This window comes from Marinobacter sp. DY40_1A1 (assembly GCF_016597815.1).
Lineage (GTDB): Bacteria > Pseudomonadota > Gammaproteobacteria > Pseudomonadales > Oleiphilaceae > Marinobacter > Marinobacter xiaoshiensis.
On the sequence record NZ_VCHA01000007.1, the window covers coordinates 55,257 to 80,912 of the forward strand.

Here is a 25,656-nt window from a genome sequence, read left to right on the forward strand (position 1 = left end):
TGAACCCTCGCAAGTAACCAGATTAAAAACACAGCGCTTATTCAGGGCGCGCACGGGTACTTGCCAACAAGCTGCGCAAACTTGCAGCCTTGGGTTTCACCAGCCAGAAGCGGCCGATGTAGTCGTCGAAATCTTCAAGAATATGCTCGGCCCAAACACTGCCGGTTTCCGATATGTGCTCACGAATCACGCTGCGCAGATGGTTGCGATAAGCTTCCATTTCTTCACGGGAAATACGCTGTATTTCCACCAACTCGTGGTTGTATTTGTCTACAAACGTGTTGTCCATATCCAGCACATAGGCGAAGCCGCCCGTCATACCGGCACCAAAGTTGGGGCCTGTAGAACCCAACACGGTAACCAGTCCACCGGTCATATACTCACAGCAATGATCGCCGGCGCCCTCAACAACTGCATGGGCGCCAGAGTTGCGCACTGCGAATCGCTCACCGGCGGTGCCAGCCGCAAACAGTTTGCCGCCGGTGGCTCCGTAGAGGCAGGTGTTACCGATGATTGCGGTCTTCTGGGACTCGAAAACACTGCCGCGGGGTGGCTTGATGACCAGTTTGCCGCCAGTCATGCCTTTGCCCACATAGTCGTTAGCATCGCCCTCAAGAATCAGATTAAGCCCGCCAACGTTCCAGACACCAAAGCTCTGGCCCGCAGTGCCCACAAGACCCAAGGTTATTGGCGCGTCTGCCATTCCCTGGTTGCCGTGCTTTGCCGCAATCTCACCGGCAATTCGCGCACCAATCGAGCGGTCGCAGTTAGTGACGCGATAATTCCAGGCACCACCGGTTTTGCCTTCAATGGCCGGAGCAATGGCTTTCAGCATCTCTTCCGCCAGCAAGCCCTGGTCGAATGGCACATTGCGCTCGATCTGGCAGGTTTGCGGCTTGTCCGCAGGAATGTGATCGTTAGACAGCAACCTAGAGAGGTCTAGCTGTTTCTGGCGCTCGGTATCGCCAGGCAAACGAACGAGAAGATCCGTTCGGCCTACAAGCTCTTCCAGCGTACGCACGCCCAACTTGGCCATCCACTCACGGGTTTCTTCCGCGACAAAGCGGAAGAAGTTCATGGCCATTTCCACGGTGCCTTTGAAGTGCTCTTCCCGCAGGTGCTCGTTCTGGGTGGCAACACCGGTAGCACAGTTATTCAGGTGGCAGATGCGCAGGTACTTACAGCCCAAAGCCACCATGGGGGTGGTACCAAAGCCAAAGCTCTCGGCACCAAGAATAGCGGCCTTTACCACATCCAGGCCGGTTTTGATGCCGCCATCTGTTTGCAGCCGAATCTTTCCACGCAAGTCGTTGGCGCGCAGCGCTTGCTGGGTTTCGGTCAACCCCAGCTCCCACGGTGAGCCGGCATAGCGAATCGATGCCAGAGGGCTGGCCGCCGTGCCTCCGTCATAGCCGGATACGGTAATCAGGTCGGCGTAGGCCTTGGCTACACCTGCTGCAATGGTGCCAACACCCGGTTCTGAGACGAGTTTTACAGAGACCAGAGCTTGTGGATTAACCTGTTTGAGGTCAAAGATCAGCTGCGCCAGATCTTCAATGGAGTAGATATCGTGATGCGGCGGTGGCGATATCAAGGTAACGCCGGGCACAGAGTAGCGCAGTCGTGCGATCAACTGGTTGACCTTGCCACCGGGTAGCTGTCCACCCTCGCCTGGCTTGGCTCCCTGAGCAACCTTGATCTGCATAACATCGGCGCTGCGCAGATACTCTGCGGTTACACCAAAGCGGCCGGAGGCCACCTGCTTGATCTTAGAGCGCTTTATGGTGCCGTGGCGAACCGGGTCTTCACCGCCCTCACCGGAATTGGAACGGCCGCCAAGCGTGTTCATAGCCACGGCTAAAGCTTCATGAGCTTCTGGCGACAAGGCGCCAAGGGACATGGCAGCCGAGTCGAACCGGGGAAAGATTTGCTCCACTGGCTCAACAGCTGAAAGCTCGATGGCTTCTATACCTTCACGAAACCCGAACAAATCCCTGATCGTCGCGACCGGGCGCTCATTGACCAGCGCCGCGTATTCTTTGTAATGCCCGTAGCTGCCACTGGTTACCGCTTCCTGCAACTTGGTCACCACATCCGGGTTAAAGGCATGATACTCCTGCCCATGGATGTATTTCACCAAACCGCCCGGGGTGATGGGCTTGCGCGGCTTCCAAGCTGTCGCGGCCAACTGCTCCTGGTCTTGCTGCAAATCGAAAAAGCCTGCTCCCTGAATGCGGCACGGAACGCCTTTGAAGCACAGATCTGCAACGTCATCAGCCAGACCAATAGCCTCAAAAAGCTGGGCGCCCCGATAAGAGGCAATGGTGGAAATGCCCATTTTGGACAAGATCTTCAGCAGGCCCTTGTTGATCCCTTTGCGATAGTTGTTCTTCGCCTCGATAGGATCCATCAACAACTCGCCGGTGCGGATCAAATCATTCAGTACCTGATATGCGAGGTAGGGATAAACCGCTGTAGCTCCAAAGCCCAACAGCACAGCAAAATGATGGGGGTCCCGCGCCCAGCCAGTTTCCACGATGATATTGGAATCACAACGCAGACTCTTTCCGGACAGGTGGTGGTGAACCGCGCCTGTCGCCATCAATGAACTCACCGGCAGCTCGCCCTGCCTCAAATCCTTGTCTGAAAGAATAAGTAGCACCTTGCCGCTGCGAACAGCTTGCTCAGCCTCATCACAAATGCGGCGAATTGCCTGCTCAAGCCCCTGCTCCGGCAGGTAGTTCAAGGAAATCCGCGCCACGGCGAACCCCGGGCGCTCATTGTTGGCGATGCGAAGAAACTTGGCTGGAGACAAAACCGGTGTCGTCAGGATAATTCTGTCTGCATGCTCTGCGGTCTCCTCAAAGACATTACGCTCGGCACCCAGACAGGTTTCCAGCGACATCACAATGGCTTCGCGGAGGGGATCAATCGGCGGGTTGGTTACCTGTGCAAACTTCTGGCGAAAATAATCTGCCACGTGCCGAACCTTGCTGGACAATACCGCCATGGGCGTGTCGTCTCCCATGGACCCGACGGCTTCCTGGCCATTTTCCGCAAGTGGGCGAAGGATCTGGTCGCGCTCCTCATAAGACACCATAAACATTTTCTGGTGCACCAGAAGATCATCGGCATCCATCAACCGGAATTCCGGTGTCTCCTGGTTCAGTGTTGCCTCTACTCGCAGTGCATTTTCACGCAGCCAACGCCTGTAGGGCTGAGCCGTTTTGAGCCGCTGATCGATATCCCGGGTGTGCAACACTTCTCCGGTTTCCGTATCAATTGCCAACATCTGCCCGGGGCCTACCCGGCCTTTGGCGACCACGTCCTTTGGCTGGTAACCGTAGGTACCAATCTCTGACGCCAGGGTAATGAAATCATCCTTGGTAACTACCCAGCGCGCCGGCCTCAAACCATTTCTGTCCAGCATGCACACAGCGTAACGGCCATCCGACATAACCAGTCCGGCAGGGCCATCCCAAGGTTCCATGTGCATGGAGTTGTATTCGTAAAAGGCCCGCAATTCCGAATCCATGGTATCGACGTTCTGCCAGGCCGGTGGAATCATCATGCGCGCAGCCCGGAACAGGTCCACGCCGCCTGCCAGCAGAATCTCCAGCATATTGTCCATGCTTGAGGAATCAGAACCGGCAAGGTTCACAAGAGGCTGCAGTGTTTTCAGATCCGGCAGGTTTGGCGAGCTGAACTTGGCGGCACGAGCAATAGCCCAATTCCGGTTGCCGTCGATGGTGTTAATTTCACCATTGTGGGCCAGAAAACGAAACGGCTGAGCCAAGGGCCAGAGTGGCATGGTATTGGTGGAGAAGCGCTGGTGAAACACGCATATGGCTGTAGCGAATTCGGGATCACCCAGATCCTTATAGAAGTTCGCCAGATCCGCCGGCATCATCAGCCCTTTATAGGCAAGGGTGCGATGGGAGAGACTGCAGATATAGAACTCGGAATCATCCGCCATATCCCGCTCGGCATGGCGGCGCCCAACAAACAGGCTAATGGCAAATTCCTGCTCTGACTTGCCTGCAGGCGTTACGAAAACCTGCTCTATACGGGGCATGCAATCCAAAGCCATTGGCCCAAGACAGCCGTCATCTACTGGCACTTCCCGCCAGCCCATAACTTCAAGGCCTTGGTCGGCCAGACACTTTTCCAGAACTAATCGGCCTTTTGCAGCTTTATCGGCATCCTGACTCAGAAACACCTGGCCTACGGCGAATAAGCCTTTGGGCTCTTGGCCGAATGCTTTTTTGGCCGCTTTCTTCAGAAAAGCTTGAGGACTTTGTATCAGGAGGCCGCAACCGTCACCGGTTTTGCCATCGGCCGCAATACCACCTCTGTGTGTCATGCAGGTGAGCGATTCTATGGCTGTTTGCAGCAGTTTGTGACTGACCTCGCCTTTCATGTGGGCGATTAGTCCAAACCCGCAGTTATCTTTGAACTCGTCGGGGTGATACAGACCTGATTTCATAAGCGCCCTCTTGCATATTTATGCATCTTTATCGGCGACTTTGCACCAAAAAAGTGCACAAAATCCGCCGACGCTAAAAAAATGGGGCAGCGATTATACGCACGTAAAAATACGTACACAAACACATTTTATTTTATATTTTCTGAAAGGAAACAGAGCAGTTAAACTTTTCTCTTAAGAAACAGGAAGTTGCCCTGTGCTATCGGCAGGTCATAAGGCTTCGATTGTTCGCACCCAAGGCGTGCCCGATATCAGTGCACGGGGCAATGTGGACGCAGCCTTCTGAGCCTCTTCCTTGGTTGCGTAGCTCCCATAAAGAACCATGAACCAAGGCTCGCCCTTACGCGCTCCCTTGGTATAAACCAGCTCAGGGAGAGAGGGGTTGCGAGCAATAACATTCAGTGCCGTTTGCTCCAGATTTCCAGCCACCAACTGGATGGTCCAACCCTTACTCCGGCTGCGTATTTGCTCAACGCCTACATATTTACTGGCATTTTTTGGAACGAAGTCAGGCTCAGGCTCAGGCTCAGGCTCAGGCTCAGGCTCAGGCTCAGGCTCAGGCTCAGGCTCAGGCTCAGGCTCAGGCTCAGGCTCAGGCTCAGGAATAGGTTCCGCCAGGGCCAGAGTTTCTGTCAACACCGGAATATCTTCCACTGGAACCACATTTTCTGGAGTTTCTGGGCCAATGGTAATGCTTCTGCGAACGCGATCAGGCTCTGGAAGCGTTTCACTATCCAGAGCTACCGTTTCATCATACTGCTGGGACACGAACCACCAGGAAGCTCCCAGAATCAATAGGGCCAACGCAGGCAAGCGGAACTGTTTGAAATCGATACGCCTGGTCTTTCTTTGCCTGGAGGCATCAGACACGATATCCAGCCAAATACCTGGCGTAACCCTTTTCAACCGAGAGAAACTCCCCTGGCTGAGATCGTGTATCCGCGCAAGGCGAGCAGGACTCAAAAGTTCACTCACCTTACCTCCCGCGTTATGGACGCGGGGCTCAAGATAGGAGAACACTTCTTCCCGGGTTAGTGGTCTCAAATGGACCTGATGCACAGAGGTGGACGAGTCATCGAGGCCAAGGAGCGTAACCAGGCGGTCTTCCCCAACGAAAACCGGGACTGCCGCCTTGGCTCGATCTGCCGCCAAAAACCCATCGAGGATTAGCCTGAGAAGCTCTGGAGGAGCCCGGTCAGCATCATCAATAAGCAGCACCATACGCTGCCCTTTACCGACTCTGGTTTCAGACCATCGAAAAAAACGATACACGGCCTCTCGCGGGTTATCATCCGCTCCAACACCAGAACGGGCAATCTGCCGGAGATCTTTTGCAAGCGCATTAGCACTGACCATGGCTGCAGAAGAAATGCGATGAAAACTCAATCGTGACGATTCACTGCGAACCAACTCTGCCAGCAACCGGCTTTTTCCAGACCCGGGGCCGCCGGTGAGTAAGAGAGCCATGTCGCCAAACCCACATAGATGGCGCAATGCCTCCAAGGCGTGGTGACGCATACCATCCGGAAAGAACGGCGTGTCCATCTCCAGCGGATTACCTCTCAGGCCATACCGCTGCTGCAAACGGGGGAACAAGCCTCCTCCATCCAGGCTGTTGAAGCTGTCGTCAGTCACAAAAGACCCCTACCGTTCAATGTTACGCGCCCCGCTCAGTTATCCTGATAACAAAAGGCGTTTAGTGTTGCCTTAAGATTTTCTGGAGAGGCTTCGGATGTGACTTCCGCCTCTCCGACAGCCTTAAGCAACACCAACCTCAACTTGCCATCAACATTCTTTTTGTCGACCGCCATAAGGCTCATAAAGTCCGCAGGCGTCATTTGTTCGGGCGGCTGCGAAGGAAGCCCTGCTTTGAGAACGATGCGCACAACCCGGTCATAATCAGCCCGGCTTATCGATCCCTCACGTAAAGACAAGTCGGCAGCCATTATCATGCCAGTGCCTACAGCCTCTCCATGAAGCCAGTTGCCATAGCCGGCGAAGGTCTCAATCGCATGGCCAAATGTGTGACCAAGATTCAGCGTAGCTCGAATTCCACTTTCCCGTTCATCCTGACCGACCACATCTGCCTTGCACGCGCATGAGCGAAATATAGCTTCTCCCAGAGCCTCGCTGTCAAAAGCGACCAGCTGGCCCATTGCCTGCTCCAGCCAATCAAGAAAAGCAGTATCGCGAATAAGCCCATATTTAATGACCTCTGCAAGGCCAGCAGACACCTCCCTCGGCGGTAAGGTTTGCAGCGAATCTGTATCAATCAGCACCACTTCCGGCTGATGAAATGCACCAACCATGTTCTTCCCGAGCGGATGGTTAATTCCGGTTTTTCCACCCACGGATGAATCCACCTGGGACAGCAGCGTAGTGGGAATTTGTATGAATGGAACACCTCTCTGATAGCAGGCAGCTGCGAATCCTGTCATATCGCCGATTACACCACCACCGAGTGCCACCAACGTAGTTTTACGGGTGTGCTGATTTTCCAGAAGGGCATCAAATATCAAATTCAGCGTTTGCCAGTCTTTATGCTTTTCACCATCAGGGAGTACTAAAGCATCTATTGTCTTTCCGGGAAAACTGGCTTTGGCTTTCTCCAGATACATGGGGGCAACCACATCGTTGGTTACGATCATTACCTGGGATCCGCCAACGTAGCCTGAAAGATCAAACTCACCCAGCATGCCTTTACCGATCATTATCGGATAACTACGCTCACCCAACTCAACCTGAAGTTCGTGAAGCAGCTTATACATGATTGCGACCCTCCTTTCGCACCTGCCTTTGTTGTCGCGGTGTTTTTGGGTTTATGCGATTAACAAGCTGCCGCACTACAAGACGGGGACTCTTACGGTCCGTGTGCATAATAATGTCTGCCAGCTCGGTATATAAGGGGTCCCGAACCGCAAACAAAGTCCGCAAAACACCTTCGGGATCATCATTCTGCAGCAAAGGCCGATTCCGGTCTTTGCGTGTGCGCTCTACCTGCTGCTCTATGGATGTTCTCAGGTAGACAACCACTGAATGTTTTTTCAGGAGAGCGTGATTTTCAGGGCGCATTACAGCCCCACCACCGGTAGCAAGTACCGTCTCAGGCTCAGCCGCAAGCTCTTCCAGCATCGCCGTTTCACGCTGCCGAAAACCCTCTTCCCCTTCTACATCGAATATCCAGGGAATATTTGCTCCACAACGCTCTTCTATGATCCGGTCAGTATCAAGAAACCTGTACCCCATCTCCCGGGCAAGCATACGGCCAATCGTACTTTTACCTGCGCCCATGGGGCCAATCAGGACTATGCGTTTGGGCAAAGACATAACTTCCGCTCAATAATGTTCAGGCGCGTGAGAATATCACAGGGCTGAAGATTGCATAAGCTTCGCCTGGGATCTCAGGTTTTCAGACACAAAAAAGCCGCCGGTTTACCGCGGCGGCTTTGCTGCTGACCCCTGTTACTGAATCAGGTCGTTCTTGATGATCTTCGGCGTGATGAAGATCAAGAGTTCACTACGGAGTTCGGTTACTTCCGTCCGCTTGAAAAGACGGCCCAGGTAGGGAATATCACCCAGGAATGGTGTTTTTGTGACCGTGGTTGAGTTGGTGGACTCAAAAATCCCTCCAAGCACAATTGTTTCACCATTGCCCACAAGCACCTGCGTTGTAATGGAGTTGGTATTAATCGCCGGACCCGCGTCAGTATCTTCGCCTCGGGAATCCTGATTAACCTCAAGGTCCATTATGATCTTGTCGTCAGGGGTGATCTGAGGAGTGACCTCTAGCGACAGCACCGCCTCTTTGAATGAAGTGCTGGTTGCACCGCTGCTGGAAGCTTCCTGATATGGAATTTCCTGACCCGACTTGATGGAAGCCGTCTGACGATCTGCAGTTACCACGCGTGGCTGCGAGACCACCTCGGCCTGACCGTCACTTTCAAAAGCGGACAACTCCATATCAATCAAGAAGTCCGTACCAATGTAACCAAAGGCTAGCGACCCTGCCGGGGAACGAATAGTGCCCAGGTCTACGTTAAGGTCAGACGGGAAGCCAAGAGCGCCGCTGCCGGCAATCGAGCTCAAGCCACCCTGTGAGCCGCCGACTACAACATTATTGATTCCACTGTTTGCATTACCCCGGCCTGCTGCACCCCAGCGCACACCAAGCTCTTGAGCAACGTTATTCTGAGCGCGAACAATGCGAGCTTCGATGGAAACCTGACGAACCGTTATGTCCCAAGTCGAAACAAGACGACGGATTTCATCCAGTTTCTCAGTCGTCTCCCGAACACTGATGGTATTGGTGCGCGCATCTGAGGAAACGAAGCCTCTGCTCGAGATCAGCTCTTTATCTGCTTGAATAAGTGCAACTATGTCACTCGCCTTCGCGTAGTTAACCTGGATAATGTCCAAACGAACCGGCGCAAGCTCAGCAATCTGCTTGGTAGTTTCCAGCTCAAGCTTCTCACGGGCCGCAATCTCTTCAGCAGGTGCGACTAACAATACGTTGCCAATCTGACGCTTATCCAGCCCTTTGGTCTTCAGGATAAGATCCAGAGCCTGATCCCAGGGAACATTCTGCAGTCGCAGAGTAATGCTGCCACCTACCGTGTCACTGGCAACAAGATTCAAGCCGGTGAAGTCAGCAATCAACTGCAGCACTGAGCGCACTTCGATATCCTGGAAGTTCAGCGACAGCTTTTCTCCGGAGTAAGGGAACTTTTCCTCACGGCGGGTCTCAGCTTCTTCTTCGCTCAGCTTTTCAACACTCACCGTAAACTGACTACCAGACTGATAGGCAATGTAATCATAATTGCCTTCAGGGCGTATCTCGACCACCGCGTTGCCATCTTCGATGAACGTATCAACGCGGCTGACAGGTGTTGCGAAGTCGGTTACATCCAAGCGTCGGCGCAGATCGGCTGGCACGGCAATCCCATTCATCGTGAGACGGATTTTCCCGCCCAACTCAGACAGATCAACCGGCGTGCCTGGACTTCCAAGATCAACAATGACACGACCCTCGCCATTCTTTCCACGACGGAAATCTATGCCGGCCAATGTACCTGGTGTAGAAGCGGACTGTGACGCAGCTGCTGTTCCGGAAGTGTTAGTGGCAACAGAGCCAGCACCTGACTCACCACCGATTGTCATCACCAGCGAGTTGTTATTCCGAACTGTCTCGTAAGGCGCAAGCTCAACCAGATTGAAGATCAAGCGCGTACGATCCTTTGTCTCAACAACGGTCATGCTCTGGGCATTACCCGAACCGAGAGGAATGCTGCGGGTGTTAAGCCCACTGGTAGTGTCACGCAAATCCATCGCGATTCTTGCTGGTCGTTCAATGGTGTAACCCGATGGTTCGGGCGGTTGACCATCAAACTTAAGTGTCACTTCCAGGCGCTCTCCCGGTAGCGACGAAAACGACACGTCTTCCAGCGTGACCGCACTGGCCAGGCCGGATAACAACCCAAAAGCAATTAAGCTGACGTATACATTGAGTTTTCTGAACATCGCTAGCCTCGACCCCGAACTTTTTTGTGCATGCATTTTTCTTTCAGTTTTCATAAAGTCGCTCCTTAGCCAGCGTCTTCGTCCAGGGTCAGAGAGCGAGGACGCTCTACCCAGCCACCCCGGCCATTGGGAACGATTTCGATAAGCTCTATACGGGTTTCACTAACGCCAATAACCCGGCCATAGTTCTGCCCCATGAAATTCCCGGTACGAACCCGGTGAATACCCCCCGCATTGTCCCGAATCAGAGCAAACAGGTTTCCGGACACTCCCTGGAGCGTCCCCACCATGCCAAGATCCTTGAGATCAAAATTCTCCAGCACTTCTTTGGGGCGATCCAGATTGGGCTCAACATCACTTATGGGCTTTTCGTCAACCATAGTCAGCTGAACATCCAGTGGGGGCTCAAACGGAGCCCGCCTGTCTGCTGCAGAGTAACTGAACGCCTCGTATGCGCTAAACTCAGGCAATGGTTCGACATGCCCCCGAGGTTTGGCTCGGGTGTCTGCCATAAACTTGTCCAGATCGGAAAAACCGCTGCCCTGGGAGCAAGCTGTCAAGAGTGATACCAGACAAACACCCAGCCAGGCTTTTCCCGCATGCTTTGCTGCCATGCTCATTCTCCAGCCCGGTAGCGGTAGGTGCGCGCAACAACTTGCATATCAAGTCGCTCACCGTCTCCGCCAGTTGGTTTAATGGTTAAATCATGCAATGTTACGATCCTTGGAAGGCTTGCAACGCTGCTTACAAAGGATGCCAACTCATGGTAAGAGCCGGAAACACGGATATTGATCGGTAGTTCTGAATAGAAGTCGCGTCTCTGCTCAGGCTGTAGCTTCACTTCCTGCAACGCGAGTCCGCTACCCAGAGCAGTGTTAGTGATATCTTCCAGAAGCCCCGGCACTTCTGTCTCGCTCGGCAACTGCCGAACCAGAGCGCCAAAGGTCTCTTCCATTTCAATCATCTGCGCTTTGAACACCTCCAGGTTAGCTACCTGGTAAGCTTTCTCTTCGTACTTTTTGCGCAAATCCTGTTCGATTTTTTCAACCCTGTCGATCTGAACATACTGGTCTTTTATGAAAAACCAGTAGCCTCCGCCCATGATCAGACCGAAAACGATCAAAACAACAATGGCCTTGATAGGTGCAGGCCAGATACCCGCATTATTTATATCAAGATCATTGATATCAAATTCATTCAGGCTTTTAAGTGAATCCGCAAGGCTCATTACTTACTCCCTCCTTCCGGCTCAGGTGTTTTCTGCTGCACTGTCATGGTGAACTGGCTGTAACCTGCACGCTTTCCATCCGCCGACGACACATTGGACAGATTCGGGTTTGTGAACCACTCGGACTCATCAAACTGACGCATCAGCGTTGAAACACGGCTATTTGATTCCGCCATACCCACAATGCTCACCTGATCACCTGTCTTTTTGAGGTCTGTATAAAACAGACCATCAGGCAAGGTGCGGACCAGCTCATCAAAGGCACGAACAATGACGGGCCGCTTGCCCTGCAAGTCCTGAATGACCTTCATGCGCGCAAGCAACTCGTTACGCTTGCGCTTCAAGCTGTCAATTTCCTTGATCTGCACATCGAGCTTTTTGGTGGCCGACTCGATGTACGCGTTACGTGAATGTTGGTATGCGATACTGCTATCGAGGTCAGAACTCCACAAAAACGTAAGCCCTGCTCCGATAATAGCGGCACCCACAACCATCACAACAAACTGTTTCTGCTTCTCTGCCCGGAGCTCTTCGCGCCAAGGCCTGAGGTTAATTCTTGCCATTAGTCGAAGCTCCTCATCGCCAAGCCACAAGCAATCATCAGCGAGGGAGCATCGTTACTCAAAGCAGATGCGTTAACCCGCGAACCGACCGCCATCTCTGCAAAGGGGTTCGCAACAAGTGTTGGTGTACCAGTCTTTTCTTCCACCATTTCTGTCAGCCCCTGAATCGAAGCAGTACCACCTGCGAGCACCACGTAGTCCACCGCATTGTACTGGCTAGCCCCGAAAAAGAACTGCAGCGCACGGGCAACCTGCTGAACCACGGCCTCCCTAAACGGCGTAAGCACTTCGGATTCGTAATCATCAGGCAGCCCGCCCTGCTTTTTGGCAAGCCCGGCTTCTTCTACAGACAAACCGTAGCGACGCTGGATTTCTTCCGTAAGCTGTTTGCCACCAAAGATCTGCTCTCGCGTATACACGGTTTTACCTTCAGCCAGAACACTCAAGGTTGTCATGGTCGCCCCAACATCAACAATGGCCACCACAAGCTCCTCACCCTGGGAATCGAGCTGAGCTTCAATCAAACCGTATGCACGCTCCAGCGCATAGGCTTCAACGTCCACAATCTTCGTGTTAAGCGAAGCGATCTCGAGTGCGTCCTGGCGAATATCCACGTTCTCCTTACGGCAAGCCGCCAGGAGCACATCCACCTGATCCGGGTTCGTTTCCGAGGGACCCTGCACCTCGAAATCAATAGCAACCTCGTCTAACGGATATGGGATGTACTGATCAGCCTCGAGGGCGATCTGATCTTCCATCTCAAATTCGTTAAGGCCGCCATCCATCTGAATGAGCTTTGTAATGACCGCTGAGCCGGACACCGCCACAGCAACCTGTTTGACGCTGGAACGCGACTTTGAGGCTACCCGCTTGAGAACCTCACCTACCGCTTCTACGTCCGTGATATTTTTTTCCACGACAGCATTCGCCGGCAACGGCTCAACAGCGTAGCTTTCGACCTTATAACGGTCGCCCTGCTTGGACAGCTCTATGAGCTTGACGGAACTGGAGCTCACATCAACGCCCAACACTGCACTGGATTTCTTTCCGAACAATCCGAACACGCGCTCACCCTATACCTGGTTAGTTGCACCCGGTTACATGTGTTATGTGTTTTTTATTTAAGAGAATTTCTTCATTGTTCCGTTTACAATGCCCACTCTCGTTCAGCTGGGAACATTTGCAACGGTGAAGCGACTCATCCTTCCTAAAGCAATTTCTCAAATGATAGACCTATATCCAACAGTTGTCAGAAAAAAATGTCTCATTTGTTGCGTACTTCTCGCCTTTTTGCCTGGTTATTTCTCACCGGACTGAGTGTCGCCGTTATCGTTGGCTCAGGCTTTTATCTTTACTTGCGCCCTGGCCTTCCACCTGTTGAGCAGCTTCTGGACATAAAACTCCAGACGCCGCTGCGGGTATATAGCAAAGACAACAGATTAATAGCAGAATTCGGTGAAAAGAGAAGGGCCCCGATCACAATCGAACAGATCCCTACAATTCAGTTACAAGCCTTTTTGGCAGCTGAGGACTCACGCTTTTACGAGCACTTCGGGGTCGACATCAAAGGATTGGTGCGGGCTGCGATCGAACTGATCTCTACCGGCTCGATCCAATCTGGCGGCAGCACCATCACCATGCAGGTTGCAAAAAATTACTTTTTGTCACGCGACCGGACCTTTATTCGCAAGTTCAACGAGATACTCCTGGCTGTTCAAATAGAACGTGAACTCGAAAAAGACGAAATTCTTGAGCTCTACCTGAACAAGATCTACCTGGGCAACCGGGCTTACGGCATAGCGGCTGCGGCTCGCGTTTATTACAACAAGCCCGTCAACGAACTGTCACTTGCTCAAATGGCCATGTTGGCAGGACTACCCAAAGCCCCCTCTGCATACAACCCTCTCGCCAACCCCCAGCGCGCCATGCAGCGCAGAGACTGGATTCTTGGCCGAATGAAAGAGCTTGCGTATATCAGCCCGACCGCCTACGACCTCGCCATTCAGGCGCCACTCACAGCAACTTACAACGCCACAGAAACCGAAGTGGACGCCGACTATGTTGCTGAAATGGCGCGAGCAGAGATGGTCCGACGCTTTGGAGAGGAAGCCTATACCGATGGCTACTCCGTTACACTGACGGTAGACAGCAAAGAACAGCAGACAGCAACAGACGCCTTGCGAAGCGGCCTTGAAGCCTACGATCGCCGACACGGGTTCCGGGGCGCCATAGGCAAACTGGATGCCGACACCCTTGCAGGAGGAGATCTTGCTCGCGCGATGCTGAACTACCCCAGAGTAGAGTCTTTGATGCCTGCCGCTATTACCGAAATTAATGACGATAAAGGGGAAGCGCACGCCTATGTGCGGAGGTTTGGACCAGCAATCATACCCTTCGAAACAATGCAGTGGGCCCGCCGCTACAGAACTGAAAACCTGACCGGGCCCAAACCCGAAAAAGCTTCAGATGTTGTGAGCGTAGGCGACGTTGTTTATGTTCGGGTAGACGAACTCCCCAAAGTACCAGACACACCGGATGACGCAGAGCAAACAGTCGACCAGGACCCAGCATCTGTCCAACCCATCCGCGCGTCACTCATGCAAGTTCCAAAAGCCGAAGGTGCGCTAATCTCTATTGAGGCTAAAACCGGCGCCATACAAGCACTTGCGGGCGGCTACAGTTTCGGACAAAGCAAGTACAACCGTGCCATACAAGCCAAGCGTCAACCAGGCTCTACATTCAAACCGTTCCTGTACCTCAGCGCCCTGGAGAGCGGCAAAACGCCGGCCACTATTTATAACGATGCCCCAATTGTTTTTGATGACTCGGAACTCGAAACTGCCTGGCGCCCACAGAATTCCTCAGGACAATTCTATGGCCCCACCCCTCTGCGTGAAGCCCTTTACCGCTCACGAAATCTTGTTTCTATCCGGCTCTTGAGAGATCTGGGCATTCCCCAAATGCTGGACTACCTTGATCAGCTCAAGGTTCCCACCGAGAATATGCCCAAAGACCTGTCCCTCTCACTGGGCAGCGGACAACTCTCGCCGATGGAGTTAGCCAGAGGCCTGGCAGTTATCGCCAACGGTGGTTACGACGTAGAACCGTTCCTGATTCAGAGCATCACAGATGTAGACGGCAAGGACATATACTTGGCCCCGGAGGTTATTCTGTGTGAACGTAACTGCGGCACCAACGACCTGGAGCCTGAAACCAGCACAGATGACACTCTCGAAAGCACACTGACCATGACAGAGGAATCCGCCCCCAAGACGCGTGTTATGCGTCGGCTAGCAGACGAGCGCTCTGTATACATATTGCACTCAATGCTCCGGGATGTGGTTAAGCGGGGAACTGGGCGCAGGGCGCTGGCCCTTGGCCGGGATGACATTGCCGGCAAGACCGGCACAACAAATGAGCAGAGGGACACCTGGTTTGCAGGGTTCAACCACAACCTTGCCACCACGGTGTGGGTCGGGTTCGACCAGCCAGCCCCACTAGGCCGCCGGGAATTCGGTGCGAGCACAGCCTTACCCATCTGGATAGACTACATGAAGGTAGCGCTTGACGGCGCCCCATCAGCCTTCATGCCGCGCCCTAACGGCATTGTAAACATTCGAATCAACCCGGAGACCGGTAGGCGTGCAAGACCTGGCGAGGAGGGTGCCTTCGAGATATTCAAGGAAGAAGATGCACCCGCACCTCTGACCGAAGAAGATGAGAGACCCGGCCGCACTCATGGCAATGGAGACGACCTTTCGCGCCAAATCTTCTAGGCAACCCGCAGCACAAAACAAATACCCACAAAAAAACCGGCGGGATCACCGCCGGTTTTTTTACAAACTCATAACGTCATCGATCAGATGATGTCATCCATACTCTTCAGCGGATAGTGCGCCGGATAGCCTTTACGGGCAACGCCGGAATCCACTGCAGCACGGGCAACAGCTGCAGGAACAACCTCCAGCAGACGAACATCCATGGGCTTGGGAATGATGTACTCTTTACCAAACTCAAAGCTGTCAGCACCGTAGGCTTCGCAGATCTCCTGCGGCACCGGCTCTTTAGCCAGTTCACGGATCGCATTCACTGCAGCCACTTTCATTTCTTCGTTGATGCAAGTTGCACGAACATCAAGTGCACCACGGAAGATGAATGGGAAGCCAAGCACGTTGTTAACCTGGTTTGGATAGTCTGAGCGACCAGTCGCCATGATGAGGTCATCACGAACAGAGTGCGCCACCGCAGGATCGATTTCAGGATCCGGGTTTGAGCAGGCAAACACAACCGGGTTGGGAGCCATTTTCTTGAGCTGGTCAGCGCTCAGCAGATCCGGGCCAGACAGACCCAGGAACACATCGGCTCCATCAATGGCTTCATCCAGCGTACGCTTGTCGGTGTCGTTGGCAAACATCGCCTTATACTGATTAAGGTCATCGCGACCAGAGTGGATCACACCCTTGCGGTCGAGCATGTAGATGTTATCAGAGCTGATACCGCAGCTGATCAACAGCTTCATGCACGCGATTGCAGCAGCACCGGCACCCAGGCAAACCACTTTCGCTTCTTCAATTTTCTTGCCCTGCAACTCAAGGGCGTTGATCATGCCGGCTGCAGTAACAATCGCTGTGCCATGCTGATCATCGTGGAAGATAGGCACGTTGCACTTTTCGATCAGCGCGCGTTCAATTTCGAAACACTCTGGCGCCTTGATATCCTCAAGGTTAATGCCACCAAAGGTGTCAGCAATACGCTCAACGGTTTCAATGAACGCCTGCGGGCTTTCAGAATTGACTTCGATGTCGAATACGTCAATCCCGGCAAAGCGCTTGAACAGTACACCTTTGCCTTCCATTACCGGCTTGCTCGCCAGCGGGCCCAGGTTACCCAGACCGAGGATCGCAGTACCATCGGAGATAACGGCGACAAGGTTACCCTTGGCCGTGTACTTGTATGCGTTCTCCGGGTCCTTCGCAATCTCGCGAACCGGCTCTGCAACGCCTGGGCTATATGCCAAAGCGAGGTCGCGAGCGGTCGCGGTCGGCTTGGAGATTTCTACACTAATCTTTCCAGGCCGCGGCTTGGCGTGATATTCAAGGGCTGCTTCTTTCAGATCTTGAGACATTGCCACTGTTCCGTTTGTCACGTTAAAAGGTAATAAGCCTCCAGGCGGCAGGTGCCTGCCTGAAGGAGCGCGACATTATGGCGCGCTCGCCCCGAAACGACAAGGGCAAATCGAACAAACTATAACCAGTCAATACGGCGAATTGCGTATAATCAAATACTAAGCTGTTATTTTGCGCTTCCCATAAAAAAAGCGCCCTCAGGCGCTTTTTTCGAATCTATAACAAGATCAGTCTTCTTTCTTTCCGGCGATACGACCGCCAAAACGCTTCTGGAACTTGTCGATACGTCCACCAGTATCCATAACCTTCTGCTTGCCAGTGTAGAATGGGTGACACTGGGAACAAACATCCAACTGCAGGTCATGACCGACAGTAGAGCGAGTTTTGATCACGTTTCCGCAAGAACATGTTGCGGTGATGTCTTCGTACTTGGGGTGAATACCTTCTTTCATGGCGAACCTCTGTGGGTCATGCCGCTACCTGATCACGGGACACTCGTAAAAGCCCAAGTGCCAGGCACCGCATGTTTGAATCAATGGAGAAGACGGGGCACAATCATGCCCTGCCGCAAACAGACCGCGAATCTTACTTGCAATTATCCTGGCAGGCAAGCCTTGCAGGTGCGTGAACCCTGCCTTATACGCATAAATCATTAAAGGATTACCCGTTGCCATCAACAGCCCGTATTGCGCTGAATCGGCCACTAAGAAGGCTCTTTGATTACCTTGTGCCCGAGGGAATACCTTTGGAACCGGGCCAACGCGTAAAAATTCCTTTCGGGCGACAGCAGGCGATCGGCCTGGTTGTGGAAACAAACATTGAACCACCAGAGGGCATCACCCTGAAACCGGTGCTAAAAGCACTGGAAAACTGGCCCGCCCTGCCAAATGAAACTTTTCAATTACTTAGCTGGGCTAGCGACTACTACCAGCACCCTCTGGGGGAGTGTTTGTTCACTGCCATCCCACCCGCTCTGCGGCGGGGCCGGCCGGCCATACAAAAAACCGACGACAGATGGCAGGCCTGCGGTAGCAGCGCGGCCCTCCCGGCAAAAGCCCACAAGCAAAAAAACCTGCTGGAATGGATTGCCCAGCATGAGCAGGGCGTAAAAAATAGCGAAATCACAAAAGCGGGCTTCACTCGCCCGCAACTGAAGGCTCTGCTTGAAAAAGAACTGGTTCGAGTTGCAGCCCCGGAGAGCACAAGCCCCCAAAGCCAGCAATACAGTGAATCCATTGCAGCCCCAACACTTTCTCCTGCCCAACTCAACGCCGCATCCCAGCTTCCACTACCGGACGAAGGCTTCAGCGCCTCCCTTCTATACGGCATCACCGGCAGCGGCAAAACCGAAATTTACCTGCACTACCTTAAGCAGAACCTCGCCACAGAAGATCAGGCTCTGGTACTGGTTCCGGAAATCAACCTGACCCCCCAAACTGTCGCCCGTTTCAAACGCTATTTTGGCGAGCGCATCCTGGTATGGCACTCCGCCCTGAACGACAGCGAACGCCTGAACGCCTGGCTAAAAATCCGTAATGGCGAGCCAATCATACTCATTGGCACGCGATCGGCCGTGCTACTTCCATTCACTGCACTGAAAACCTTGATTGTTGATGAGGAGCACGACAGCTCATACAAGCAAGGCGAAGGATTTCGCTATTCCGGCAGGGATGTTGCCGTTTATCGTGCGCACCTGAATCGTTGCCCGGTAATCCTTGGCTCCGCCACACCATCTCTGGAGTCTTATCACAACGCCCTGGCGGGCAAGTACAGGCTGATAAAACTGGAAGAACGTGCCGGTGAGGCGCTACCGCCCTCTATCAGCCTGCTGGACATCCGTAGCCGCCCCCTGGAGGGCGGACTCTCCCGCCCCGCCCTGCAAGCACTCAAGAAAACACTGGAAGGCGGAAACCAGGCGCTCGTGTTCGTAAACCGTCGCGGTTTTGCGCCAGTTATGATGTGCTTTGACTGCGGCCACATGGTTGAGTGCCCGCGCTGCGACACCCGCCTCACCTACCATCGCCGTGACCGCGCCATGCGCTGCCACCATTGCGATTACCAGGCTGCAGCAACCGACACCTGCCCCAAATGCAAAAGTGAAGCTTTCAAACCCGTAGGCCAGGGAACAGAGCAAACCGAAGATATCCTGGCCGCCCACTTCCCTGACACTCCCATCGTCCGGGTAGATCGCGATAGCACCCAGCGCAAAGGCAGCATTCAGACGATACTCGAACAGGTCAACACCGGCGAGCCCTGCATTCTCGTAGGCACCCAGATGCTGGCAAAGGGCCACGACTTCCCAAATGTGACGTTGGTTGTTGTTATCAATGCCGACGGCGGCCTTTTCAGCGTCGACTTCCGGGCCCCTGAGCAATTGATCCAGACATTACTCCAGGTAAGTGGCCGGGCAGGCCGTGGAACTAAAGTAGGCAAAGTAGTTGTACAAACCTGCCACAGCGACCACCCCCTGCTCAGAACACTTTGCAATGGGCACTATCTCGACATGGCAGACCAGCTTCTTGAGGAGCGCGAAGCCGGCCAGTTTCCGCCTTTTCGCGCCATGGCTATATTCCGGGCCGAAGCGGACACCATGGAGCAAAGCCTACAGATCCTCGACAGCATAAAACCGCTCACAAACACACCAGGCATCGAAGTTTGGGGCCCCCTACCCGCCCTGATCGCACGCCGGGCCGACCGTCACCGGGCGCAACTTGTGCTCAATACCGATAACCGGCGGCGCCTCAATAAATTGCTGACGAGCGTTTGCCAGACGCTTGAACAAAAAAGATTTCAAAAGGGTGCGAAGTGGATGATTGATGTGGATCCGCAAGAAACAGGCTAATGATCACTGGGCTTTTGCTTGCGGCCAGACTTTCCGCGATAATGCCCTTCTTCAATTATCACAGGGCGCCCTGCCCCAACCCAACTTTCCAGTAAACTGAGCCATCTCACAGCATGAAAGAGACCGTTTCCGATCTGCTCCAGTCCGCACTGGCGGCCCTTCAATCTGAAGGCACGCTGCCAGCCGACCAGACCTATACGCCGCAAGTGGGTAACACCAAGGATAAATCCCATGGTGACTATGCTTGCAACATCGCATTGGTTGCAGCCAAAACGGCCGGCTGTGCGCCTCGCAAACTGGCAGAAATGCTGATTGAGAAGTTGCCCCAAAGCAGCGCTGTCGCGAAGGTGGAAATTGCAGGCCCGGGGTTTATTAACTTTTTCATGAGCACGGCCAGTGCATTTGAGATAGTAAATACCATTCTGGATGAGGCTGGGCAGTTTGGTCGCAACAACAGCGGTAAGGGTGAAAAAGTTCAGGTGGAATTTGTATCCGCCAACCCCACTGGCCCACTGCACGTAGGCCACGGCCGGGGCGCAGCCATTGGCGATTGCCTTTGCCGCCTCCTGGAAGCCAACGGCTATGACGTTACCCGCGAGTTTTACTACAACGATGCCGGCGCCCAAATCAACAACCTTGGCCTGTCCGTACAGGCGCGCGTCAAGGGGCTGACACCCGAAGACGAAAGCTGGCCGGAAGACGGCTATCGTGGCGACTACATTGCTGATGTCGCAAAAGCCTATCTGGCCGGTGATACGGTTACGGCAGATGACAGGGAGGTGACTGCCAGCGCCAACCCTGATGACCTGGCTGCCATTCAGGAGTTTGCAGTGGCCTATCTGCGCCGGGAGCAGGATCTCGACCTGAAAGCCTTTGGCGTCGAGTTTGATGTGTACTTCCTGGAATCGTCCCTGTACGACGATGGAAAAGTGGAAGCTACCGTTAAACGCTTACAGGAAAACGGCTACACCTATGAAGACGGCGGCGCCATGTGGCTCAAAACCACAGAGTTCGGTGACGACAAAGACCGGGTTATGCGCAAGAAAGACGGAGGCTACACCTACTTCCTGCCAGATGTCGCCTACCACCTGGACAAATGGCAGCGTGGCTTTACCACGGTCATCAACGAACAGGGGGCCGACCACCACTCTACGGTAACTCGCGTTCGTGCTGGCTTGCAGGCTTTGAATGCAGGCATTCCCAAGGGCTGGCCGGATTACGTTCTGCACCAGATGGTGATGGTTACCCGTTCCGGACAGGAAGTAAAAATTTCCAAGCGCGCAGGCAGCTACGTCACCATTCGCGATTTGATAGACGAAGTCGGCCGCGACGCCACCCGTTTTTTCCTTGCAGCTCGGCGCGTTGACTCCCAGTTGACCTTCGATATCGATCTGGCCCGCTCCCAGACCAATGAAAACCCGGTGTACTACATTCAGTATGCCCACGCACGCATATGCAGCGTGTTACGGAAGCTGGCTGCCGAAGGCGTTGCGCGCGGACTGAACGAGTGTGTGGGCGATCTGTCTTTACTGACGCTGGATGAAGAAAAAGAGATAGCAAACCAGCTGGCGAAATATCCGGAGCTGATTGCCAGCTCTGCCTTACAGCGTGAACCACACACCCTCACCCATTATCTGAGGGAGCTGGCCGGCCAGTTTCACACTTATTACAACGCCCACAAGGTGCTGATAGAAGATACAGCACTACGAGATGCCCGCATCAGCCTCTACCTCGCCGTACGCCAGGTAATTGCCAATGGGCTGGACCTGCTGGGCGTTAGCGCACCGGAAGAGATGTAAGTAACAACAATGTCCCGAGACTATGCTCGTAAAAATCGCTCAGGTGCTTCCGCAGCCCCCAACAGGAAAAAGCCTGCCAAGCCTGCTAGCGCCCAGAAAAAACGCGCAAAGCCAGCTGCGCCTGCGCGCTCTCAGCGAGGAGGTTTATCCTTGAAGTGGATTTTTTCACTGGCAACGGTTGGTGGCTTTATCGGGTTTATTGTCTACCTCAATTCTGTGCCACCAAGCAGCGGGCCGCAGCAGCCGCCCACTGCCAAAGAGTCAGCACAAACTCCGGCAACGAAAACCGCCAAACCGGAGGAGAAAAAACCAGGTTTCCGGTTTTATGAGATGCTGCCGGAATCTGAGGTTATTCCGCCAAAGGTGGAGGAGTACACTCCGGGCCCAACCAAGCAGGACTTTGACTACCTGGTGCAGTCCGGTTCTTTCCGCAGCAAGGAAGATGCTGAGCGTCAGCGCGCACAGATTGCCTTTCAGGGGCTCAGAGCCGGCGTGCAGCGCATAGAACTCGATAGCGGCTCCGTTTGGTATAGAGTGAATGTCGGGCCCTTTAATACCCGCAGTCAGATGAGCTCAGCCATCGACAAGCTTGTTTCGATTAACATTCAGCCGCTTATTCGGAAGGTTCCCAAGCAAGGTTGAGGTTACCCGATAGCTACGGGAGTCTGCAGGGTGCGGCTTTTCAAAACCGTGCGGAGCCATGGATGGCGGAGCCGAGCGTACAGGGAGGTATTCACAGCGTGTTTTGAAAAGCCGCACCCTGCAGACTCCTACTCCAAACTACTTGAATTCTTCCATCCTGCCTCCATAACTGCCCAATACCGATTTTTAATCAGGCAATTGGAGCCCGAATGACTACCATACTTTCCGTCAGACGCGATGACGAAGTTGCCATGGGTGGCGACGGCCAGGTTTCTCTGGGAAATACCATGATGAAGGGTAACGCCCGCAAGGTACGCCGCCTCTATAACGGGCAGGTTATCGCGGGTTTTGCAGGCGGCACTGCAGATGCGTTTACTCTGTTTGAGCGCTTTGAGGCGCAGCTTGAAAAGCATAACGGCAATCTCACAAGAGCCGCCGTTGAACTTGCCAAAGACTGGCGGTCAGACAGGGCCTTGCGCAAGCTGGAAGCGCTTTTGGCTGTAGCGGATAAAACAGCTTCCCTGATCATCACAGGTAATGGTGACGTGATAGAGCCAGAGCACGGGTTGATTGCTATCGGCTCGGGCGGCCCGTTCGCTCAAGCCTCTGCACGGGCTCTGCTTGAAAACACTCAGCTTTCTGCCCACGAGATTGTGGAGAAAGGCCTGGAGATAGCTGCAGATATCTGCATCTATACCAACCACAATCGCACCATTGAACTGCTCTCCAAAGACGCTGTTATCAAACCAGAACCCTCCAAAACGACTGATCCGGAGTAAACATGTCTGCAATGACTCCCCGTGAAATTGTTCACGAGCTCAATAAACACATCGTGGGTCAGCAAGAGGCCAAGCGGGCCGTGGCGATCGCCCTGAGAAACCGCTGGCGCCGGATGCAGCTGGACAGCACGCTTCGGGATGAGGTCACACCCAAGAACATCCTGATGATCGGCCCCACCGGTGTAGGCAAAACTGAGATTGCCCGCCGCCTGGCCAAATTGGCAGATGCACCTTTCCTGAAAGTTGAAGCCACCAAATTTACCGAGGTTGGCTACGTTGGGCGTGATGTGGAATCCATTATCCGCGATCTGGCGGATATGGCCGTAAAAATGCTGCGGGTTCAGGAAATGAAGCGTCACGAAGAGCAGGCTTTGGACGCAGCCGAAGACAGAATCCTCGACGCCCTGCTCCCACCGCCAAGAAGCTTCGGCGAGGATAGCCAAAAGACCTCTGAAGACTCCTCCACTCGCCAGATGTTCCGGAAAAAGCTGAGGGAAGGCGAACTCGACGATAAGGAAATCGAGATCAACCTTCGTAATTCAAGCGCCGGCGTAGAAATCATGGCGCCTCCCGGCATGGAGGAGATGACCAGCCAGCTGCAGAGCATGTTTTCCAACATGGCCGCTGATAAATCCAAGCCCCGGAAGATGAAGGTGGCAGACGCTCTGAAACGGGTGAAGGAAGAGGAAGCCAGTAAGCTGGTCAATGAGGAGTCGATCAAACAGAAAGCCATTATTGCCGTTGAGCAGAACGGCATTGTGTTTCTCGATGAAATTGACAAGGTGGCCAAGCGCGCGGAGAACAGCTCGTCGGATGTTTCCCGGGAAGGCGTTCAGAGGGATCTTCTGCCACTGATTGAGGGCAGTACCGTGAGCACAAAATACGGCTCGGTACGCACAGATCATATTCTGTTTATTGCGTCCGGCGCTTTCCACTTGTCCAAGCCATCGGATCTTATTCCGGAGCTGCAGGGCCGACTGCCAATACGGGTAGAACTGCAGGCTCTTACCCCGGACGATTTCAAGCGCATTCTCACAGAACCGGATGCCTCATTGGTTCAGCAGTACGAAGCTCTGATGAACACCGAGGGCGTTAAGCTGACGTTCAGTGAAGATGCAATTGCCCGCATAGCGGAGATCGCCTGGAAGGTAAATGAGACAACCGAAAACATCGGTGCCAGGCGCTTACACACGGTTTTGGAAAGGCTATTGGAAAGCCTGTCTTTTGATGCGGGTGATGGGGTAACCGAAGCGTTTGAAGTCACTGCAGATTACGTTAATGAAAAGCTTGGAGAACTGTCGGAAGACGAAGATCTGAGTCGTTATATTCTCTGATTTGAAGCCACCGTTGAGCCAGGCGTGCTTTTCGCGCGCCTGGCCCGAATACCTACTCTGCCTTTGAAAACAGGTGGGTGACCGTTCCCAGCCCTGCCGCCAGCTTGCCCTTTCCGGTTGTCTTTTTCTTTCTGCTCCTGGCCACATACAGTGGCAGCATTTCGCCATAAAGGCTGGTACTAATGGTGCGCTGCTCATCTTCCAGACGATCCCGGCGTAGCTTGATGCCATATTTTGCCAGCTTTGGCTCCAGCTCGTCTGCACGATTCCGCAGATCCTGGCGGGTCATCTGATAAGCATGCTCACACACCATTCGGCGTGACTGGAAGCTGAACACGTTAGAGAAAAACAGCTTGGCGTCATCCCGAGTCGGCTCAAACAACAGGATATCCTTATCCGGATAGTCCGTCGCGTAGTGAGCAATACCCGACTGCATGCGGGAATAAACCATGGTCCGGAACATCTGTGACAGCAGGTTTGGCATCCCCGAACGAGTCAATTCTCCGGGCGCCATAGTGCCCGCCCGTACCGCCGCACTGGCATCAATGGGCACCAAGGGGTTCACAGCAAAAACCAGGTCTGCACCATCTTCAAACGCAACCGATGCATGCAAGCCTTTGCGCAGCGTTCCGTCTACATAATACCGGCCATCGATATCAACCGGCACGTACAGCCCCGGAGATGCTGTGCTCGCTTGTATGGCTTTGGATATGGGCACATGATCAAACCCGGGAGCGCCAAAGCACACGGCGTCGCTGCTTTCCACGTCTGCCGCAACAATGTATAGGCTGCGCTTTAGCTGCCGGAAGTCGTTTGAGCGGCCCAACATGGAAAAAGCACGCTTGAGATAATCATGAAGCCCTTCATTATCAAACAGCCCGGCGGGGGCCGCCTGAGACAGTATGGTGAGGGCTTCGAGTAAGCTCTGATCGTAAGGATTGGCAACAAAACGGCGCACGGCCGTCGTGAGCAATCCGGGCACCGCCAGCAATCGGCCCGCCATTTCTTTCAGTGCTGGCCGGAAGAATACATCAGGGTGAAAAGGATGAACTTCAGCTTCATTACGCACAAAAATCCGGCACAGTTGCGCCGTGGTCATCTGGTTCGCCAGGTTGGCGGCTACAAATGAGCCGGAGTTAACGCCCACGTACACATCAAGGTTATTGAAATCCAAGCCATCCAGAGCTTCATCCAGCGCCCGGAGTGCGCCAATCTCATATATGCCGCCTAAAGGCCCCCCCCCACCGAGTGCAAGCCCGATGCGCGGTGCTGGTTTCAGTTCGGTTGGCTTTTTCATGGCCTTTCCTTCTCCGGATAATTCGCCAGATTCAGTTTCTGGC

The 25,656-nt window shown here is 53.7% G+C and carries 18 protein-coding genes; 6 read left to right on the forward strand and 12 right to left on the reverse strand.

Annotation, left to right across the window (positions count from 1 at the left end; all coding sequences use genetic code 11):
- Nucleotides 1–37: 37 nt before the first annotated feature.
- The 9 genes from gltB to FFI61_RS16395 form a co-directional block, all read right to left on the reverse strand.
- Nucleotides 38–4,486, reverse strand: a complete 4,449-nt coding sequence (gene gltB / locus FFI61_RS16355; protein WP_200371763.1) for a glutamate synthase large subunit — start codon at nucleotides 4,484–4,486, stop codon at nucleotides 38–40.
- Nucleotides 4,487–4,696: 210 nt separating this feature from the next.
- On the reverse strand, nucleotides 4,697–6,121 hold the full coding sequence (locus FFI61_RS16360; RefSeq protein ID WP_200371764.1) for an SPOR domain-containing protein: 1,425 nt from the start codon (nucleotides 6,119–6,121) through the stop codon (nucleotides 4,697–4,699).
- Between the two features lie 35 nt (nucleotides 6,122–6,156).
- Entirely contained in the window at nucleotides 6,157–7,254 is a 1,098-nt protein-coding gene (gene aroB, locus FFI61_RS16365; protein ID WP_200371765.1) for a 3-dehydroquinate synthase, read from the reverse strand.
- Nucleotides 7,247–7,813 carry a shikimate kinase AroK gene (gene aroK, locus FFI61_RS16370; protein WP_200204844.1) on the reverse strand — a complete coding sequence of 189 codons (567 nt, stop codon included), beginning with the start codon at nucleotides 7,811–7,813 and terminating at the stop codon, nucleotides 7,247–7,249. The genes aroB and aroK overlap by 8 nt, the downstream gene beginning before the upstream one ends.
- Nucleotides 7,814–7,948: 135 nt before the next feature.
- Nucleotides 7,949–10,003: a type IV pilus secretin PilQ gene (gene pilQ, locus FFI61_RS16375; RefSeq protein WP_200371810.1), complete on the reverse strand. Its 2,055-nt coding sequence runs from the start codon at nucleotides 10,001–10,003 to the stop codon at nucleotides 7,949–7,951.
- A 65-nt stretch (nucleotides 10,004–10,068) separates the two neighbouring features.
- The gene (locus FFI61_RS16380) at nucleotides 10,069–10,617 is read right to left on the reverse strand and encodes a pilus assembly protein PilP (protein ID WP_200204845.1); all 549 of its coding nucleotides are present in this window, start codon (nucleotides 10,615–10,617) and stop codon (nucleotides 10,069–10,071) included.
- A 2-nt stretch (nucleotides 10,618–10,619) separates the two neighbouring features.
- Complete coding sequence (locus tag FFI61_RS16385; RefSeq protein ID WP_200204846.1) at nucleotides 10,620–11,231, reverse strand: type 4a pilus biogenesis protein PilO; 612 nt, start codon at nucleotides 11,229–11,231, stop codon at nucleotides 10,620–10,622.
- Nucleotides 11,231–11,794, reverse strand: coding sequence for a PilN domain-containing protein (locus FFI61_RS16390; protein WP_200204847.1), 564 nt, complete (start codon nucleotides 11,792–11,794; stop codon nucleotides 11,231–11,233). Before FFI61_RS16390 ends, FFI61_RS16385 begins: the two co-directional genes overlap by 1 nt.
- Nucleotides 11,794–12,858 carry a pilus assembly protein PilM gene (locus FFI61_RS16395; RefSeq protein WP_200204848.1) on the reverse strand — a complete coding sequence of 355 codons (1,065 nt, stop codon included), beginning with the start codon at nucleotides 12,856–12,858 and terminating at the stop codon, nucleotides 11,794–11,796. The genes FFI61_RS16390 and FFI61_RS16395 overlap by 1 nt, the downstream gene beginning before the upstream one ends.
- 195 nt (nucleotides 12,859–13,053) lie before the next feature.
- On the opposite strand from FFI61_RS16395, the gene FFI61_RS16400 reads away from it, so the two are divergent.
- Complete coding sequence (locus tag FFI61_RS16400; RefSeq protein ID WP_200371766.1) at nucleotides 13,054–15,570, forward strand: penicillin-binding protein 1A; 2,517 nt, start codon at nucleotides 13,054–13,056, stop codon at nucleotides 15,568–15,570.
- Nucleotides 15,571–15,653: 83 nt separating this feature from the next.
- Here the strand turns inward: FFI61_RS16400 and FFI61_RS16405 are convergent, their stop codons facing one another.
- Nucleotides 15,654–16,919, reverse strand: a complete 1,266-nt coding sequence (locus FFI61_RS16405; protein ID WP_200371767.1) for a malic enzyme-like NAD(P)-binding protein — start codon at nucleotides 16,917–16,919, stop codon at nucleotides 15,654–15,656.
- Nucleotides 16,920–17,147: 228 nt separating this feature from the next.
- Complete coding sequence (rpmE, locus tag FFI61_RS16410) at nucleotides 17,148–17,372, reverse strand: 50S ribosomal protein L31 (protein WP_200204851.1); 225 nt, start codon at nucleotides 17,370–17,372, stop codon at nucleotides 17,148–17,150.
- Between the two features lie 215 nt (nucleotides 17,373–17,587).
- Here rpmE and FFI61_RS16415 point away from each other — a divergent pair, with 215 nt between their 5' ends.
- The 5 genes from FFI61_RS16415 to hslU all read left to right on the forward strand — a co-directional run bounded on the left by FFI61_RS16415 (nucleotide 17,588) and on the right by hslU (nucleotide 24,316).
- Nucleotides 17,588–19,762 carry a primosomal protein N' gene (locus FFI61_RS16415; protein ID WP_200371768.1) on the forward strand — a complete coding sequence of 725 codons (2,175 nt, stop codon included), beginning with the start codon at nucleotides 17,588–17,590 and terminating at the stop codon, nucleotides 19,760–19,762.
- 113 nt (nucleotides 19,763–19,875) lie between these two features.
- On the forward strand, nucleotides 19,876–21,561 hold the full coding sequence (gene argS, locus FFI61_RS16420; RefSeq protein WP_200371769.1) for an arginine--tRNA ligase: 1,686 nt from the start codon (nucleotides 19,876–19,878) through the stop codon (nucleotides 21,559–21,561).
- 150 nt (nucleotides 21,562–21,711) lie between these two features.
- Nucleotides 21,712–22,203: an SPOR domain-containing protein gene (locus FFI61_RS16425; RefSeq protein ID WP_227715012.1), complete on the forward strand. Its 492-nt coding sequence runs from the start codon at nucleotides 21,712–21,714 to the stop codon at nucleotides 22,201–22,203.
- Between the two features lie 209 nt (nucleotides 22,204–22,412).
- Nucleotides 22,413–22,982 (forward strand): ATP-dependent protease subunit HslV, encoded by a 570-nt coding sequence (gene hslV, locus FFI61_RS16430; protein ID WP_200204855.1) that lies wholly within the window; start codon nucleotides 22,413–22,415, stop codon nucleotides 22,980–22,982.
- Nucleotides 22,983–22,984: 2 nt separating this feature from the next.
- Nucleotides 22,985–24,316, forward strand: a complete 1,332-nt coding sequence (hslU, locus tag FFI61_RS16435) for an HslU--HslV peptidase ATPase subunit (RefSeq protein WP_200371771.1) — start codon at nucleotides 22,985–22,987, stop codon at nucleotides 24,314–24,316.
- A gap of 52 nt (nucleotides 24,317–24,368) precedes the next feature.
- Here hslU and FFI61_RS16440 read toward each other — a convergent pair whose 3' ends face one another.
- Entirely contained in the window at nucleotides 24,369–25,613 is a 1,245-nt protein-coding gene (locus tag FFI61_RS16440; RefSeq protein WP_200371772.1) for a patatin-like phospholipase family protein, read from the reverse strand.
- Nucleotides 25,614–25,656: the final 43 nt, after the last annotated feature.